Raw genomic sequence first — 13,262 nt, 5'->3', positions numbered from 1 at the left:
GCAATTAGATACCGAAAATTTGAGTCTGTAAACGCTTTATAAAGTTTTTTGCGGATGACAATGATAAATCACCCGCATAGTGAGGCAACGTTTAACGGTGTGCCGCTGATTCAAGATGTCGTTGAATGGTATTTAATACGGCTCTTTCTGCTTCTGGTGATAATTCGCCTTGTTCTGTTACGGGCAGATAAGGCCGGGCTGGTAACAATACAGATTGATCGCGGCCAGTTTTACCTCCCAATTGATGAATACGCCCGTAGACTAAGTTTGTACCGACAATTGCCGTGTGAGCATCATATCGGGTACTGACTGAACGCATCAAACGAGCAGTTTTTTGCAGTGTCTGACCACCACGTTCTTTTGCCGCTACTGAGGGTATCCATGCCGGGCGTCCTTCGGCTTCAAAGTTAAAAGCGGTTTCTGCTGACAATGTTCCAGCAATTTTACGCATGGCAAGTGTCAGATCATTAGTAGCCAATTCTAACGCCCGCAGTCCACGTCTTAGGTCTCCATCATTAATGGTGATAGTGATATTACTCATTCTGTCTTCCCAGTTCGCGACGGGCCAGTCCAGATAGCTCCCCATGATATCTGGATAAATCGGGACGATATGCTGCCCCCGGCGAATATGACCAACCTACATCAGTCGCTACTTTTGTTATGCCGGTATTGAATGTAGCAACAGGCTGCATCTCACCTGTTTTTTGTGAAACCAATTTCAACTCCCAGCCCATTGCTTTACCTGAATGCATAACTTTCACCCCTCTGGCACGAACATCATCATGACTGAGGGTAATCACACTGCAACGGCAACGCCAACCATTGGGAGGATAGAAGGCTTGCCAAAAAGGGTCGTCAGAGCGAAATACCAAACCATGCAATGCGAGATGGCTCTTGCGTGTATGGTTATCGTTGATCCCTGTATACATCCAGTACGGTCGGTCATCAATATTTTCCATTTGTTCGGCCCAACGGCCTGCACTGTACAGCACCGACATGTTGGTACGAAAGATAGTCTCAAGGCGCCACGGGCTACCTTGCTGAACAGTGACACGTTCCCCTGTAACGGGGTCATCGGTTTCTTTCGTTCCCCACCACCCCTTACGTCTTAATGTTGGCTCCAGCTCCTGACGAAACCAACGATCAGTCTTGCCTTCATCCAGTGCCTGCTGTAGCGCCTGGCGAATATCTTCCAGAATATCCAGACGCGTGACTTTCGCCACCGTGAATGCACGGGCATGAGTCTCTTGCCAAAGTTCTTCCCAATCCCACGTTATCTTGTAGCCCTTAGATTGCAGATAACCAATGGCTCGCTTGGGAGGTAATGTCATGCAATACGCCAGTTCAGGCGTGGTTATGCTCATGCAAGCGCCCCCAGATGTTAGACACAAACAAAACCCGTGCTAGCTGCTCTTGCAAACCCTCTGCGTCCATGTGTGGATAAAGCTCGGCTAACTCTCCTGTTAGATCGCTGGGATTAACACCGTTTTGAACACGATAGAACAAAGGAAGCAGCAGAGATTCCAATGATTCATTCAATGATCCTTCATTCATCAAAATATCCAGTGCTTCATCTAAGGTGTCTTGTGCTGCTAAATCTGCGTGAACAGCTTCAGAGAACGCCAGTGGGAGTGGTGGAATAGGCGTGGTTGACAAGGTTGTTTCATCAATATCCCCATCCTGCAATTGATATTCGCGTTTCCAGTATTGCGGAGTAAATCTGACACCAGCCTGACTCAACTTAACATCACGATTAGCCTGTGTTTCATCTACCGATTGCTGTTCCCAAAGACGATAGACCGGACATTCAACGTTACCGAAGTTCAGTTCTACAACCCAGCGTATAGCCTGATTGATGGCACTGGTGATAACGTCAGCATCAGCATCACGAATATCATCCGTTACCTCCAATCCCGCTTGTGCAGAGGCTTTATTGCTGTTTGCTTCGGTTGTTTGGTTTTGTCCCAGTAACGCAATAGAGATCTCACTGCGAGCAACGGTAATTAAGTTCTGGTAAATATCACTGCTGTCTGATTTACCTGCTGCCTCTTTAATCTCAACGGAGGAATCATCAGGAATGGCGGCAACTGCATCATCAATCATCGCTTCCATCGAATCCAATAACAGATCAATTTCACTTTGTGGCGTACCTCGTGGATGTTTTCCAATCACCCACGGTGAACCATACTTCTCAGCAAAGCGTACCCAAAACTTCATGCCGCCTTTCTTAAAGGTGACGGGCCAGAAGCACATGGATAAATCTGGAAATCCATAAGGGTTGTCATAAGTAGCATCTTGACGTGGTGTTACAAATTTATAGAGAGGAACCCGTTCTCCTTCTACGCCTGCATCACGGGCACGAAAACGCAGTTGGTTATCACGGTCATAGTGGAACCAGTCAGGCGGTTTGCTAACAATATCCGTCACTGACCATGATTGATTCTGGTTCCACATCAATTCACAAGGCTGATAGCCGTATAGAACAGCGTCATGCATTTCGCCAATGATACGTGACATATCCAAGTCCGCGAGCATGTCACGGATAAAGTTAAAGACTCGCACAGGGGCATTACTACGTTCTACACCACGCTCCAGTGCTTTCACTCCGGCCTTGCGGCGGCGAATACATCCACCAACTAAAGGATCAGTACGTAATTCACGATAGACACGAATATCCCGCCCTTGGGCTTTGAGAATAGTATCAGGGTTAGGTAGATATGTGCCCAGACTGTAGAAGTCAATGGAACGGCTACGCGATGCAATTTGTTCAGTGAATGACTGCTTTGATTCGGAAAAGTTAATAAATTCTGTTGGTGAAACCCAGATACCACGAGCCATTAGTATCCTCCCAACAATTGAGCACTCAGACGTTGACGACGGGATGAAATGGTGACAGGGCCTGATGGGCCATCTGACGCATTCACAGCCAAAAATCCTGCCCATGCTCGGTCAGCATGACCTGCTGTATCACTGTCAGCGACAAAACGAGGTGCGCCTGTCGGCCCTAAAATTTTCTGTAATTTATGCAAGTCTGCCCGCAAGGGTTGATCGCCACGAGGAATGCGAATTTGTTTGTCTTCAAACACCTCTTTACCCCTAGTTGCCAGTGTCAGTTTGTTGTTACTGGTAAAAATAACGCCTTCTACACGGCTGTTACCATGCCGCCGTTTGGCATCTTCGACGGGCTTTTCGCCCATCCCAGTCTGATCCATACAGCAACGCAAGACGCGATAACGGAAGAAAACATCATCTAGCAGGGCATCCTGTTCAGCGAATGTTGCCCGTTTGCGAGTCATAATTTCACGAGTCCAGTAGACATCGCCAACTTGTTCCAATACCCAAATAACGAATAAGTCATTGCGGATACCAATATCAACGCCAACAAAACAGGGGCCTCCCAGATAATGTTCTGGCAGCCCAGCCAAGTCATTCTCTACACCATCAATCAGCTCATAAGAAAGCCATGCACTGGCTTCATCCAACCATTTCAGTTCAAATTCTTGTGCCCAGGCATCTTCATCATTAAGGGCTGTCCGCATTTCCTGAATGTTCCGTGGCAAGCCGTCTTGTACAGCCTTATGTATATCGACAATGTGCCGTGACCAAATCTGTTCCAATGACTTGTCAGTCATTAGTTCATAGAATTTATTGCCTTTACCATTGGGGGTTGATGTCACTCGTAAATTGTAGCCGTTGGAAATGACAGGAAACAAAGCCGTCCAAATCTTGCGGCTGTCGAGATGAAAGGCGAACTCATCCAAAAAGACATTGGATGCGAATCCGCGAGCCGTGTCTGGATTGGCAGGCAAGGCCGTGATTCTGGAGCCGCCCGGCAATTCAGCTTCCAACATGGTATAGCGTTCTCCTGAAGCCCCTTTGAAATAGCCTTCAATCTCACGGGCCACCATGTTGTAGGCTTGGCAGTGTTTTTTCACGCCTTCTTCTATCGCTTCTCTGGCCTGACGCTCCCCTCTGGAGAGGATCACCCAACGTGTACGGCCACCTGTTGCCTCAACTTCGAAACAATCATCAGTCAGTTCCAGTGTTGTGGTAAATGTTTTCCCCGTCTGACGAGCAAACTTACCTATCTTGAAACGGGAACGATCTAGAAACCATGTGCGCTGGTACTTGTAAAGTTGAATGGCTGCACTCATTTGACAATCCCATAAATCTCTTCCCGGACACGGCGCAAAGTTTCAATACTCATGCGACCACCATTATTGGTATTATTGGTATTGGCTTCTTTCTCCAGTGCTTCCATTTTGTCAGCGATTTTCTGGCGCAGGTCAGACTGATATTTCTTCAGGTTGATGCTGGCCCTACTTAAAGTAGCAACATTTTTGGCGACCTTAGATAGCAGGGTAACTCGTTCTGCTGGGTCTACTTCCTTCTCATCAGCTTCCTGCAATTTAACGATGTGCTCAAAGATTTCGGTTTGAATCAGAGCGATCACAGCCTCAGAACGTGCATCTTGATCATCCACGGCACCTTCTGTGAGCATCCGTGCTGCTTCTGTTGCTGCCCGTATTGCACCGTATCGCTTTTCTATTTTTTGTCCATAACGGTGAATAGCAGACTTACTGATTACATAACCTTGATCACGCAGCAAGGTTTCGAGTTCCTGGTATCCACTAAATCCTGATTCAGTCAAAGCCCGTTCCAACCAACGCCGAACGTCTTCAGGGAGTTTATCGATAGTGCTTCGACGCGCCATTATTCACTCCAGTACTTTTCAGGACGAGCAATACCAAGACCACATTCGACCGTATATTCAACAACATCAACACCAATACGAGTTAAGTCAGCAAACCAGCTACCCGATGGCTGTTTATTGAGGTCAATTAATTTACGGTCTGCCAGATAATCCAATTCCTTCCGTAATTCCAATGCAGTGACGTCAGGATAAATCGCGCGAGATATATCCAATAACAGCGTTTCACTGGCGGTATATGGGCGGGTTTTATTCAGTGCGACCAATAGACTCCAGCGCAATGATTCACGACGAACACGAGCAACATCAATCATTTTTACCTCCGGCAATTCGGTGCTGCTGCACCATCTCTAATTTGCTGTAAAGCGCATCCAGCTTGGCTTCAATTACTGTTTGACCACGAATATAATCTTCACGGCGCACGTAATTCAGCGGCAAGTCAGCCTTAAACTGCATAAACTCACGTTCGAGCTGAGACCAATTGTCTACGGAATTTTTAAGCGCCTGCTCTAACGAGGCGTGTCTTTCCTCCTGTCGCTCTTCGGCTTTGCTGAATAACCACTTTGCGATACCAAAAACGAAACCAAGGAAAGAGAGCAGAAAACCTACGGCAGCCCAAAATTCAATCTGTAGTGTCATTGTTGTAATCCTTCGATGTAATCCAGCAGGCCATTGACCTGCGCTTTCAATGCAAGACACTGTTCTCCGTTGTCGATGATATTGGCAAGGATATCTCGTTGTGTGATACCAGATGGCCGTAGTTGGGCATCAGAGCTTTCATTTCCACGGAACGTTTCATCAGCGCCGGAGGTAACGGAGGCAGAGCGAGTTTGTTCACTGGACAGGCCGAGGGCGGCGTTGTATTGCTGCATGAAGCCACGAGTAAACACACAATTAACAGGATGAAACTGTTGTTTTTCATCCATCCAACTCTGGGTAACATGGTCAATTTTCCTCTTCAGTTGTTGGTTCTGAGTGCGGAGTTGTTCAATATCGTTGAGATAATTGGCTTCTGCCTGATGCGCTGAGTTGACCTGCATTTGGTAACGTTGCGGCAAGGCATTGAGTACTGACAGTTCCCGCTCTGTCCGTTGCTTTTCCAACAGAAGAAATTCGGTTTTCTGCTGTGCTAATGCAGTGTTTCCTGTCTCCGTTGCTTTCTGAAAGCCTATGGTATGGCCTCTCCAGTGAGCCAAAGCGAACATACCAATTAGCAACAAAATCAATACAACAGGTTTAGCCCATAATTTAATTGGCACAGCTGGTACCTCCCCAAGCCAAATAACGGGGCGCGAGTTCCAGTAATATGCGTTTGGAATAATGTCGATTTTCTTTCCATGCTGACGCTCTACGTCCAGCATTCTGAGATTCAACATGGCCGAACCAGACCCACGGATTGAGACCAACTACCTCGGTTTTCTTCTTATCCCGTAGTAACCAGCCTAAGCCCCCATTATAGGAAGACAGCACCATCGCCATTCTTTGGCACTTATCGACAGCTTTAATGCGTAGCCATAGCCAATGATCATAGTGAACCATCGCCCGCATAGACCAAGTTGGATTGAATGGTTCTTTATTAGATAATTCAGGGATACGTTGACTGATCCAGTTTGCGGTTGCAGGCATGAATTGAGCCATGCCCTGAGCACCGACAGGAGAAACTGCCCATGATTTCCAACCACTCTCCTGATGCAACTGAGCGGCAAAATCAGCTACAGGCGCATTCAATCCCCAGATCACACGAGAAGCACGTATTAAGTCATTGCGGTATTGCCGCGAACGGTGTGGCAGTTCGTCAGCCAATGCTAGGCTGACCATACCACTACACCACAACAAAACAATTCCGATAATCTGCCGCCAATTCATAATCACAACCCTGTAGCTACGCTCAGACAGGTAGCGGCAACAATCAGTGCACGGCGTATCAGAACGGCAGCAAATACCATATGGTAGCCAGTCTGAACGGGATATTTTCCTTCTTTCATGAGTATTTCATCATATTTCAGATACTGACCGGGCCTTGCTTTCGGGAATAAACTGCGGTCTAGCCAGTACCCCAAGACAACAGCCAGAGCAATAAGCGACAATTTGTAGATCACGACAGGGACTTGTTGAGGGGAAACTAAACCGATAGTGATCAGCAATAGAACAGCTGTTAACAACCAGCCACCGAGGCGTAATTTTTTGATAAGTGATACAAACGATTTGAAAGTTTTCACTGAACTGTCTCCGTAGTTGTTGATGGAAACAGTTTTGCCAATGTATCGGGAAAAGGATTTTAAAGGGCGTTAAGAGCGCATCAGAAAAGTAAAAGACAGGATAAGAGCGACCTGCCTAACACTCGAATACTGGGTAGGCTATCAACTCACAGGTATGTACTGTGAGTCAACCGAGGCTCTTTCCGCTATTGATTATTGATGACCGGGAAAGCCTAACTCATTTTCAGCTAATGGAAAAGGCTTACGGATAATGAAAGAACAATCTTTACCTATCGTTCCGTGGATTGGTGGTAAACGCCGATTAGCAAAACATATTTTACCGTTATTTCCTGAGCATACCTGTTATGTCGAACCGTTCTGTGGTGCTGCCGCGCTGTATTTCCTAAAAGTACCGAGCAAATGTGAAGTGATTAATGATCTTAATGGTGAGTTGGTGAATCTTTATCGCGTAATAAAACATCACTTGGAAGAGTTTGTCCGGCAATTTAAATGGGCATTGGTCAGTCGTCAAATTTATAAATGGTTGCAGATTACCCCCGAAGAAACGCTAACCGATATTCAGAGAGCAGCACGTTTTTACTATCTCCAAAAGCAGGCGTTTAGCGGTAAGGTTGCTGAACATACTTTCGGTACTTCCACCACCAGCCCACCGCGATTTAATTTACTCAGAATAGAAGAAGAGCTATCAATGGCTCACCTACGACTAGCAAGAACGATCATTGAAAATATGGACTGGGCACAATGCGTCCAACGGTACGACAGGCCACATACGCTGTTTTACTGTGATCCACCGTATTGGGGGACCGAAGGATATGGCATAGATTTCGGACTTGAGAACTATGATCTATTAGCAGAACTAGCACATACCATCCGAGGGGAAATGGTAATTTCGGTGAACGATATTCCAGAAATGCGTAAGGCATTCAAAGGATTAAAAATGCAAGTAGTCAATATCGGTTACAACTTGAAAGTTACGGGGAAAGCTAAACAGAGTAAAGAGCTGATTATTTGTAATTTCTAATAACCGAGAATGGCAAGGCAATATATTTGCTTTGCCATTTTTTACCTTTAACCTAAGCCAATAGAACGGGATACAAACTGTAAACCTATTCCGAGAGTTTGGCTAATTAAAGACCTTAATGCTTCTTTACTTTCAGTCTTCAGTGTTTCCTTAATACGATCACCTAATGGGGTTTCTAAGCTGTCAGGGATTACTTTAAGAACTTCTAAACCTTCAGCCGTTAATACGGCTCTATGACAACCTTCAGAGCTCATAGTCCCTGCCAAATAACCATTCGTTATGAGCCAATCCACTGTATCCAGAAAAAATCTATGATCTTCTACTGTAGTACAAAGTTCGTCAGAGTATGTTCCATCAGAATATTGAAGGGGTTCACCGATTACCTCTATAGATAAAAGATCTATCTTTAAAGGAAATGACTCATATAGTTTCCCAAATATAATACCTACAATTTCATTAAACTTTTCTATGTTTGTAGTAGACATAAATATCCTATTTGTTTCTAAAGTTTCAATTTCAATGTTCCACCAGGTACATTCTGTTGATCTAAACAAACAGATTGGCAAGCTGATTTAGATATAGATAAAACTGTTTCGTTATCCCCTATGTAAAGAAAACAATTATTCCCATTGGCTATATAATCATTGGGAAGTTTGGCATTTGTGGGAATTAATAAGTTACGCACAGTCCATACCCTTATATGAAATAGAAAATAACTATATTTTTAAGAATTTCTACGTTGCAAGATGACATCTATGGTATCAATAACATCCTGATTTTCATCTATTATCCTATTTTCTATCTTCCTGTGCTTGTCCATTTTTTTTCCGCAAAGCGCTATCAACACGACCCAAGAAATAAAGATTATCAATGTTTTATCATTAAGTACCAATACATTAGTAAATCCTTCACCGAAAAATATCATATAAGCGTTCCATAGGGCAAACGTGAATGCTATAAGCACGAGGCTAAGTAATAGCAGGCAAGGTGTATTGATGTAATAACGCCATTTAGCATCTTTATTTTCTATAAGTAATTCTCGTTTTATAGCAAATAATTCCCGACTATTCCTTTCATGAAGCTCACGCGGGCGAGATGGCATAGGGTTAATATTGACGACTGAACCTACATGAATAGAGCCATGATTATTGCCACCAACGCTGATGGTTATTTGTCGTTCCTGCCCATCTTGGGGAAGTTGTTTAAGGCTATCAAAAACTTGTCCTGCTAATGTTTGTAATTCTTCATCTCTTCTGTCCATGCAAATCCTTTATTTTTTAATGATTAACAACCAGTTTTAATACTCTGTCAATTCTACTGTCATCGACAACCGACTCTTTAATTAAAAAGTTATATATTTTTGATGATTGCAGGACGAGTTCATCGGGCGTCCAGCGGCGATTAGCCTGTTGTGCCATCGAATCTAGTTTATGAACAATTTTTCCCAGTAATTCTGTATCTATCTCACTGTTTTTGTAAGCGGTAGAGGCTGACTGTTGAACTTGCCCTGTTATTAGGTACAACACATCAAGACCTGCTTTTGCCCAAAGGCTTATAGCGTCAGCCCCTGGTGCAGATTCATCTTTTTCCCACCTTATCTGTGATTTTCTTGATGCGCCAACCATCTCCGCGAAATCAGACTGACTAAACCCCAATCGCTCACGCTCTTTTTTTAATCTCTCACCAAGAGACATTTTTGTCACCAAAACCCTTTACAAGTCCCATTAATGGGACAATAATGTCATGTATTGTACAAACATCATTGCATTACCGGAGGCCATAGCATGACACCCGAGAAAATTAAAAGCCGTTTTCATCAACACGGCATCACTATTACCCAATGGGCACAGGAGAACGGGTATTCCCGCGAAGCTGTATACCGAGTTCTTAATGGACAATCCAAAGCTAATTACGGAAAGGCCCATGAAATAGCTGTAAAGCTAGGTCTGAAAACGCCAAGTTTAGGCATTTAAATTTAGCCTAACTATTTTATCACTTTATGTAACAGATTATCACATATTGAAAAGGGAGAGTGTGACATGCGCAAAATTAACGTTTCCAGTTCTGGTACGCGCATATTACGGGTTCTTAAGGCTCTACGTGGTCATTCCTTGTCTGGGCTGAGTAATGGTGAATTAGCGGAATTACTGGGGGAATCTCCGGCAAATATTAATCGTGCACTAAATACATTAATAGAAGAAGGGTTGGCGCAAAAACTGAGTAGTGGCAGATATGCACCAGGTATGCAATTACTGCAAATAGCACAATCGTTCTCTAATGAAATGGCTAACACACAGGCCAGAATTACAGAAATGAATCAGCGCGTTCTAGCTGGTAGCAGAAATTAATTAACAGGGGATTTATATAATGGCACGCTCAAAAAATACAACATCAGTAAAACTGGCCGAAGATGTTCAACTTGCTGACGATCTACAGGTCAATCTCAACGCTATGACAACACACCGCCTGCAAATCATGGAACAGTTTGGTGATGGTTTGCCGTATGAACGTGATCGCATCGTCCATGAAACCCGTTTCTACATGGCTCAGAGTGCTGAAGCGATGTTAGAAGCTGGGAAGCGTCTCATTATTCTTAAAGAGAATGAACCTCATGGCGAGTTTGTTAACATCGTTAAGGATCAACTCGGTCTGGAACCCCGTATTGCCCAAAAAATGGCACAAGCTGCACTCAAATTTCTTTCACCTGGATTAGAAACAAAAGCGAAAACGTTTTCGCTTTTGGGACGTTCCAAACTGTATGAATTGATGCTTGAAGACGATGATGAACTGTCTGAATTGGCTGAAGGTGGCACTGTAGCTGGTCTGACATTAGATGATATTGATCGCATGTCTGTCCGCGAACTACGTAAAGCCCTGCGTGATACACGTGCTGATCTGGATATTTCACGCCAGACGGTACAAGAAAAAAAGGAACTTGTTAGTAGTTTGATTGAGGAGAAATCTGAAATCCAGCACAAACTTCAGCGCCGAATCAATCATGAAAAACCTGAAGAAGAAGGTGTAGCTTTGACACAAGAGGTTAATTCATTGTCTTTTGCTATTGATGCAGCTATCACCAATCTTTTCAATGGATTTGAAACGCTTAATGACCATACCACACGAACCGATATTAGTCATGTTGGGTTTATGGCAGGCGTCCTCGACGACCTTGAAGTCAAAATTCGTAACCTACGTAATCACTTTAATCTGCCTGAGTACAGAGAACACAGCATTGTTCCTGATTGGGCTAAAGAAGGTGCGGAAGCAGAAGAGGAAAGATTCGAACGACCAGAATGGATGGATAAGGAAGAGGCACATGAATAAATCTGAATTGAAAAAAATGCTTGAAAAGAAACTGAAGAAATAAGGGCAATAACATGAATACCACAATGACCGAACGATTAGTTTCTATTGCACAGGCAGCACATAAAGCCGGACATGGCAGTAAAGAAGCAATATATCGGGCGGCTTGTGAAGAGCTGTGTATGTCACGTTCAACATTGATTAAAAAACTTGGTGAAGTTTCTGGCAAAAAGCCACGCAAGAAACGTTCTGATGCAGGTAATAGCGCGCTGACACGTGAAGAAGCAACTTTGATCTCAGGGGTATTGATGGAGGCCACTTGTAATACAGGGAAACGGTTATATAGCCTCGAACAGGCCGTTAATGATCTGCGTTCAAATGGCCTGATTAATGCAGGCCATATTGATACCGAAACGGGCGAATTTTCTCCGTTATCCATTGACGCTATTAGTCGTGCATTGCGCCAGTACAAACTTCATCCTGAACAGTTGAAAGTGCCTGCGCCCAGCCTACAATTGGCTAGCCTGCATCCCAATCATGTCTGGGAATTAGACGCCTCAATTTGTGTACTGTATTACCTAAAAAACCCTAATAAAAACAATGGGGTTGACAGTGGATTACGCATGATGCCTGTGGCTGAATTTAATAAAAATAAGCCGAAAAATCTGGCTCGTATCATTAATGATCGCGTTTGGTCGTTTGAATTAACAGATCACACAAGTGGCTGGATATATGTTGAATACTTATTTGGCGGTGAAACCAGTCAGAATTTTACTTCTGTGTTGATTAACGCAATGCAAGATCGTGGTGACGCAGATGTATTACACGGTGTACCCCAAATTTTATTTACTGACCCCGGTTCTGCTTTGACAGCACCTACACTACGTAACTTGTGTAAGGCCTTAGGCATTCAAATGATACAACACAAGGCCCGTAACGCCCGTGCTACGGGCTCTGTTGAAAAAGCACGTGACATCATCGAACGCAATTTCGAATCCGGTTTACGCTTTCGACAGGTTGATAATATTGATGAACTTAACCGTCTGGCACGGCTATGGCGTATGAAATTTAACCGCGGTGCAATACATAGCCGACATAGACAAACCCGTACAGATTGCTGGCTAAAAATCACAGTAGAACAGTTAGTAAAAGCACCAGCCATTAACGTTTGTCGTGAATTGGCAATTGGCGCACCAGAAAGCCGCAAAGTACAAGCAACCTTGCGAGTATCTTTCAGGGGACGTGAGTATGACGTCAGTACTGTTCCTGGGGTGAGTGTTGGTGATTCAATCATGATCACCCGCAATCCGTGGCGTGACGAAGAGGCACAGGTAGTCATTACTGGTGAAGATGGCTTTGAGGCTTTCCATCTTGTTAATGAAGTTACTAAAGATGAGTACGGCTTTGCCATCGGCGCACCTGTAATTGGTAGTGAATTCCAAGCCATTCCTCAAACAATTGCACAACGTAATTTAGCCGAAGTTGAACAGAAAATCATGGGGACAAACAACACGGCTGAAACTGAAATAGCACGTAAATTGAAAACACTTCCCCTCAATGGTCGGTTTGATCCATATTTGGATATTGAACGTAATGATGCACCAACGTATATGCCAAAACGTGGACAAGCCTCTACGGTACATAGTCCACGAATTGAACAGCTTATGAACCCCGTTGATGTTGTCAAAATTTTACGTGAACGGTTCCAATCACATGGTAAGGCATGGTGTGGTGAATTTTATCAGCAAATAGTTAAATGCTTTCCTAATGGTGTTCCAACAGATCAAATTGATGAGTTGGTTGATGAATTCATGGGGAAATCAACAACTGTTGCACGCAGTATTGTTAACGGTAATTAATTTTTCATGGTGTATATTAAGGAAAAGAAAAATGGCAATTAAAATTCATGATCCACTGCTTTCACTGACAACTCAAAATACAACTGAGGTTTATTTATAAAAGAGACACAGTTTGTTTTCGTGAAACTCATTATAACGTAAGAAGTATA

At 43.9% G+C, this 13,262-nt stretch carries 18 protein-coding genes; 5 read left to right on the top strand and 13 right to left on the bottom strand.

Annotation, left to right across the window (positions count from 1 at the left end; translation table 11 throughout):
- Positions 1-91 precede the first annotated feature (91 nt).
- Genes LGZ98_RS00425 through LGZ98_RS00380 form a run of 10 tightly spaced genes read right to left on the bottom strand, consistent with a single transcriptional unit; the run spans position 92 to position 6,930 of the window.
- Positions 92-541, bottom strand: a complete 450-nt coding sequence (locus LGZ98_RS00425; protein WP_113044102.1) for a phage virion morphogenesis protein — start codon at positions 539-541, stop codon at positions 92-94.
- A complete protein-coding gene (locus tag LGZ98_RS00420) occupies positions 534-1,364 on the bottom strand; it encodes a phage head morphogenesis protein (protein WP_113044103.1) in 831 nt (276 codons plus the stop codon). The genes LGZ98_RS00425 and LGZ98_RS00420 overlap by 8 nt, the downstream gene beginning before the upstream one ends.
- Entirely contained in the window at positions 1,345-2,838 is a 1,494-nt protein-coding gene (locus LGZ98_RS00415) for a DUF935 domain-containing protein (RefSeq protein WP_113044104.1), read from the bottom strand. Before LGZ98_RS00415 ends, LGZ98_RS00420 begins: the two co-directional genes overlap by 20 nt.
- Positions 2,838-4,154, bottom strand: coding sequence for a phage terminase large subunit family protein (locus LGZ98_RS00410; RefSeq protein WP_113044105.1), 1,317 nt, complete (start codon positions 4,152-4,154; stop codon positions 2,838-2,840). Before LGZ98_RS00410 ends, LGZ98_RS00415 begins: the two co-directional genes overlap by 1 nt.
- Positions 4,151-4,714, bottom strand: coding sequence for a DUF3486 family protein (locus LGZ98_RS00405; protein WP_113044106.1), 564 nt, complete (start codon positions 4,712-4,714; stop codon positions 4,151-4,153). Before LGZ98_RS00405 ends, LGZ98_RS00410 begins: the two co-directional genes overlap by 4 nt.
- Positions 4,714-5,025: a hypothetical protein gene (locus LGZ98_RS00400; RefSeq protein WP_112896738.1), complete on the bottom strand. Its 312-nt coding sequence runs from the start codon at positions 5,023-5,025 to the stop codon at positions 4,714-4,716. The genes LGZ98_RS00405 and LGZ98_RS00400 overlap by 1 nt, the downstream gene beginning before the upstream one ends.
- Entirely contained in the window at positions 5,018-5,350 is a 333-nt protein-coding gene (locus LGZ98_RS00395) for a hypothetical protein (RefSeq protein WP_011147627.1), read from the bottom strand. The genes LGZ98_RS00400 and LGZ98_RS00395 overlap by 8 nt, the downstream gene beginning before the upstream one ends.
- Positions 5,347-5,970 (bottom strand): hypothetical protein, encoded by a 624-nt coding sequence (locus LGZ98_RS00390; RefSeq protein WP_262977556.1) that lies wholly within the window; start codon positions 5,968-5,970, stop codon positions 5,347-5,349. The genes LGZ98_RS00395 and LGZ98_RS00390 overlap by 4 nt, the downstream gene beginning before the upstream one ends.
- Positions 5,960-6,577: a transglycosylase SLT domain-containing protein gene (locus LGZ98_RS00385; RefSeq protein WP_262977555.1), complete on the bottom strand. Its 618-nt coding sequence runs from the start codon at positions 6,575-6,577 to the stop codon at positions 5,960-5,962. The genes LGZ98_RS00390 and LGZ98_RS00385 overlap by 11 nt, the downstream gene beginning before the upstream one ends.
- Positions 6,578-6,579: 2 nt before the next feature.
- On the bottom strand, positions 6,580-6,930 hold the full coding sequence (locus LGZ98_RS00380) for a putative holin (RefSeq protein WP_011147630.1): 351 nt from the start codon (positions 6,928-6,930) through the stop codon (positions 6,580-6,582).
- A gap of 250 nt (positions 6,931-7,180) precedes the next feature.
- Here LGZ98_RS00380 and LGZ98_RS00375 point away from each other — a divergent pair, with 250 nt between their 5' ends.
- Positions 7,181-7,951, top strand: a complete 771-nt coding sequence (locus LGZ98_RS00375; protein WP_262977554.1) for a DNA adenine methylase — start codon at positions 7,181-7,183, stop codon at positions 7,949-7,951.
- Positions 7,952-7,998: 47 nt separating this feature from the next.
- Here the strand turns inward: LGZ98_RS00375 and LGZ98_RS00370 are convergent, their stop codons facing one another.
- The 3 genes from LGZ98_RS00370 to LGZ98_RS00360 all read right to left on the bottom strand — a co-directional run bounded on the left by LGZ98_RS00370 (position 7,999) and on the right by LGZ98_RS00360 (position 9,645).
- Complete coding sequence (locus LGZ98_RS00370; RefSeq protein ID WP_011147632.1) at positions 7,999-8,436, bottom strand: hypothetical protein; 438 nt, start codon at positions 8,434-8,436, stop codon at positions 7,999-8,001.
- A gap of 239 nt (positions 8,437-8,675) precedes the next feature.
- The gene (locus LGZ98_RS00365) at positions 8,676-9,212 is read right to left on the bottom strand and encodes a hypothetical protein (RefSeq protein ID WP_262977553.1); all 537 of its coding nucleotides are present in this window, start codon (positions 9,210-9,212) and stop codon (positions 8,676-8,678) included.
- Between the two features lie 16 nt (positions 9,213-9,228).
- Positions 9,229-9,645, bottom strand: coding sequence for a helix-turn-helix domain-containing protein (locus LGZ98_RS00360; RefSeq protein WP_082303644.1), 417 nt, complete (start codon positions 9,643-9,645; stop codon positions 9,229-9,231).
- Positions 9,646-9,735: 90 nt separating this feature from the next.
- Here LGZ98_RS00360 and LGZ98_RS00355 point away from each other — a divergent pair, with 90 nt between their 5' ends.
- From LGZ98_RS00355 to LGZ98_RS00340, 4 genes are all read left to right on the top strand, one after another.
- The gene (locus LGZ98_RS00355) at positions 9,736-9,924 is read left to right on the top strand and encodes a DNA-binding protein (RefSeq protein WP_036777229.1); all 189 of its coding nucleotides are present in this window, start codon (positions 9,736-9,738) and stop codon (positions 9,922-9,924) included.
- Between the two features lie 66 nt (positions 9,925-9,990).
- Entirely contained in the window at positions 9,991-10,299 is a 309-nt protein-coding gene (locus LGZ98_RS00350) for a helix-turn-helix domain-containing protein (protein ID WP_040153029.1), read from the top strand.
- A 19-nt stretch (positions 10,300-10,318) separates the two neighbouring features.
- On the top strand, positions 10,319-11,275 hold the full coding sequence (locus tag LGZ98_RS00345) for a DUF3102 domain-containing protein (protein ID WP_262977552.1): 957 nt from the start codon (positions 10,319-10,321) through the stop codon (positions 11,273-11,275).
- 53 nt (positions 11,276-11,328) lie between these two features.
- Positions 11,329-13,113, top strand: coding sequence for an integrase (locus tag LGZ98_RS00340; protein WP_262977551.1), 1,785 nt, complete (start codon positions 11,329-11,331; stop codon positions 13,111-13,113).
- The last annotated feature ends 149 nt before the right edge of the window (positions 13,114-13,262 follow it).

This window comes from Photorhabdus kayaii (genome assembly GCF_025384895.1).
Lineage (GTDB): Bacteria > Pseudomonadota > Gammaproteobacteria > Enterobacterales > Enterobacteriaceae > Photorhabdus > Photorhabdus kayaii.
The sequence above is the reverse complement of the archived record's forward strand: the minus strand, read 5'-3'. Positions and strand labels throughout refer to the sequence as shown.

Bases quoted from the DNA above. Each gene is read 5' to 3' on its own strand.
- LGZ98_RS00340 (WP_262977551.1), top strand. From the start codon at position 11,329: ATGAATACCACAATGACCGAACGATTAGTTTCTATTGCACAGGCAGCA.
- LGZ98_RS00385 (WP_262977555.1), bottom strand. From the start codon at position 6,577: ATGAATTGGCGGCAGATTATCGGAATTGTTTTGTTGTGGTGTAGTGGT.
- LGZ98_RS00355 (WP_036777229.1), top strand. From the start codon at position 9,736: ATGACACCCGAGAAAATTAAAAGCCGTTTTCATCAACACGGCATCACT.
- LGZ98_RS00420 (WP_113044103.1), bottom strand. From the start codon at position 1,364: ATGAGCATAACCACGCCTGAACTGGCGTATTGCATGACATTACCTCCC.
- LGZ98_RS00395 (WP_011147627.1), bottom strand. From the start codon at position 5,350: ATGACACTACAGATTGAATTTTGGGCTGCCGTAGGTTTTCTGCTCTCT.
- LGZ98_RS00350 (WP_040153029.1), top strand. From the start codon at position 9,991: ATGCGCAAAATTAACGTTTCCAGTTCTGGTACGCGCATATTACGGGTT.
- LGZ98_RS00400 (WP_112896738.1), bottom strand. From the start codon at position 5,025: ATGATTGATGTTGCTCGTGTTCGTCGTGAATCATTGCGCTGGAGTCTA.
- LGZ98_RS00345 (WP_262977552.1), top strand. From the start codon at position 10,319: ATGGCACGCTCAAAAAATACAACATCAGTAAAACTGGCCGAAGATGTT.
- LGZ98_RS00425 (WP_113044102.1), bottom strand. From the start codon at position 541: ATGAGTAATATCACTATCACCATTAATGATGGAGACCTAAGACGTGGA.
- LGZ98_RS00365 (WP_262977553.1), bottom strand. From the start codon at position 9,212: ATGGACAGAAGAGATGAAGAATTACAAACATTAGCAGGACAAGTTTTT.
- LGZ98_RS00370 (WP_011147632.1), bottom strand. From the start codon at position 8,436: ATGTCTACTACAAACATAGAAAAGTTTAATGAAATTGTAGGTATTATA.
- LGZ98_RS00410 (WP_113044105.1), bottom strand. From the start codon at position 4,154: ATGAGTGCAGCCATTCAACTTTACAAGTACCAGCGCACATGGTTTCTA.
- LGZ98_RS00415 (WP_113044104.1), bottom strand. From the start codon at position 2,838: ATGGCTCGTGGTATCTGGGTTTCACCAACAGAATTTATTAACTTTTCC.
- LGZ98_RS00360 (WP_082303644.1), bottom strand. From the start codon at position 9,645: ATGTCTCTTGGTGAGAGATTAAAAAAAGAGCGTGAGCGATTGGGGTTT.
- LGZ98_RS00375 (WP_262977554.1), top strand. From the start codon at position 7,181: ATGAAAGAACAATCTTTACCTATCGTTCCGTGGATTGGTGGTAAACGC.
- LGZ98_RS00405 (WP_113044106.1), bottom strand. From the start codon at position 4,714: ATGGCGCGTCGAAGCACTATCGATAAACTCCCTGAAGACGTTCGGCGT.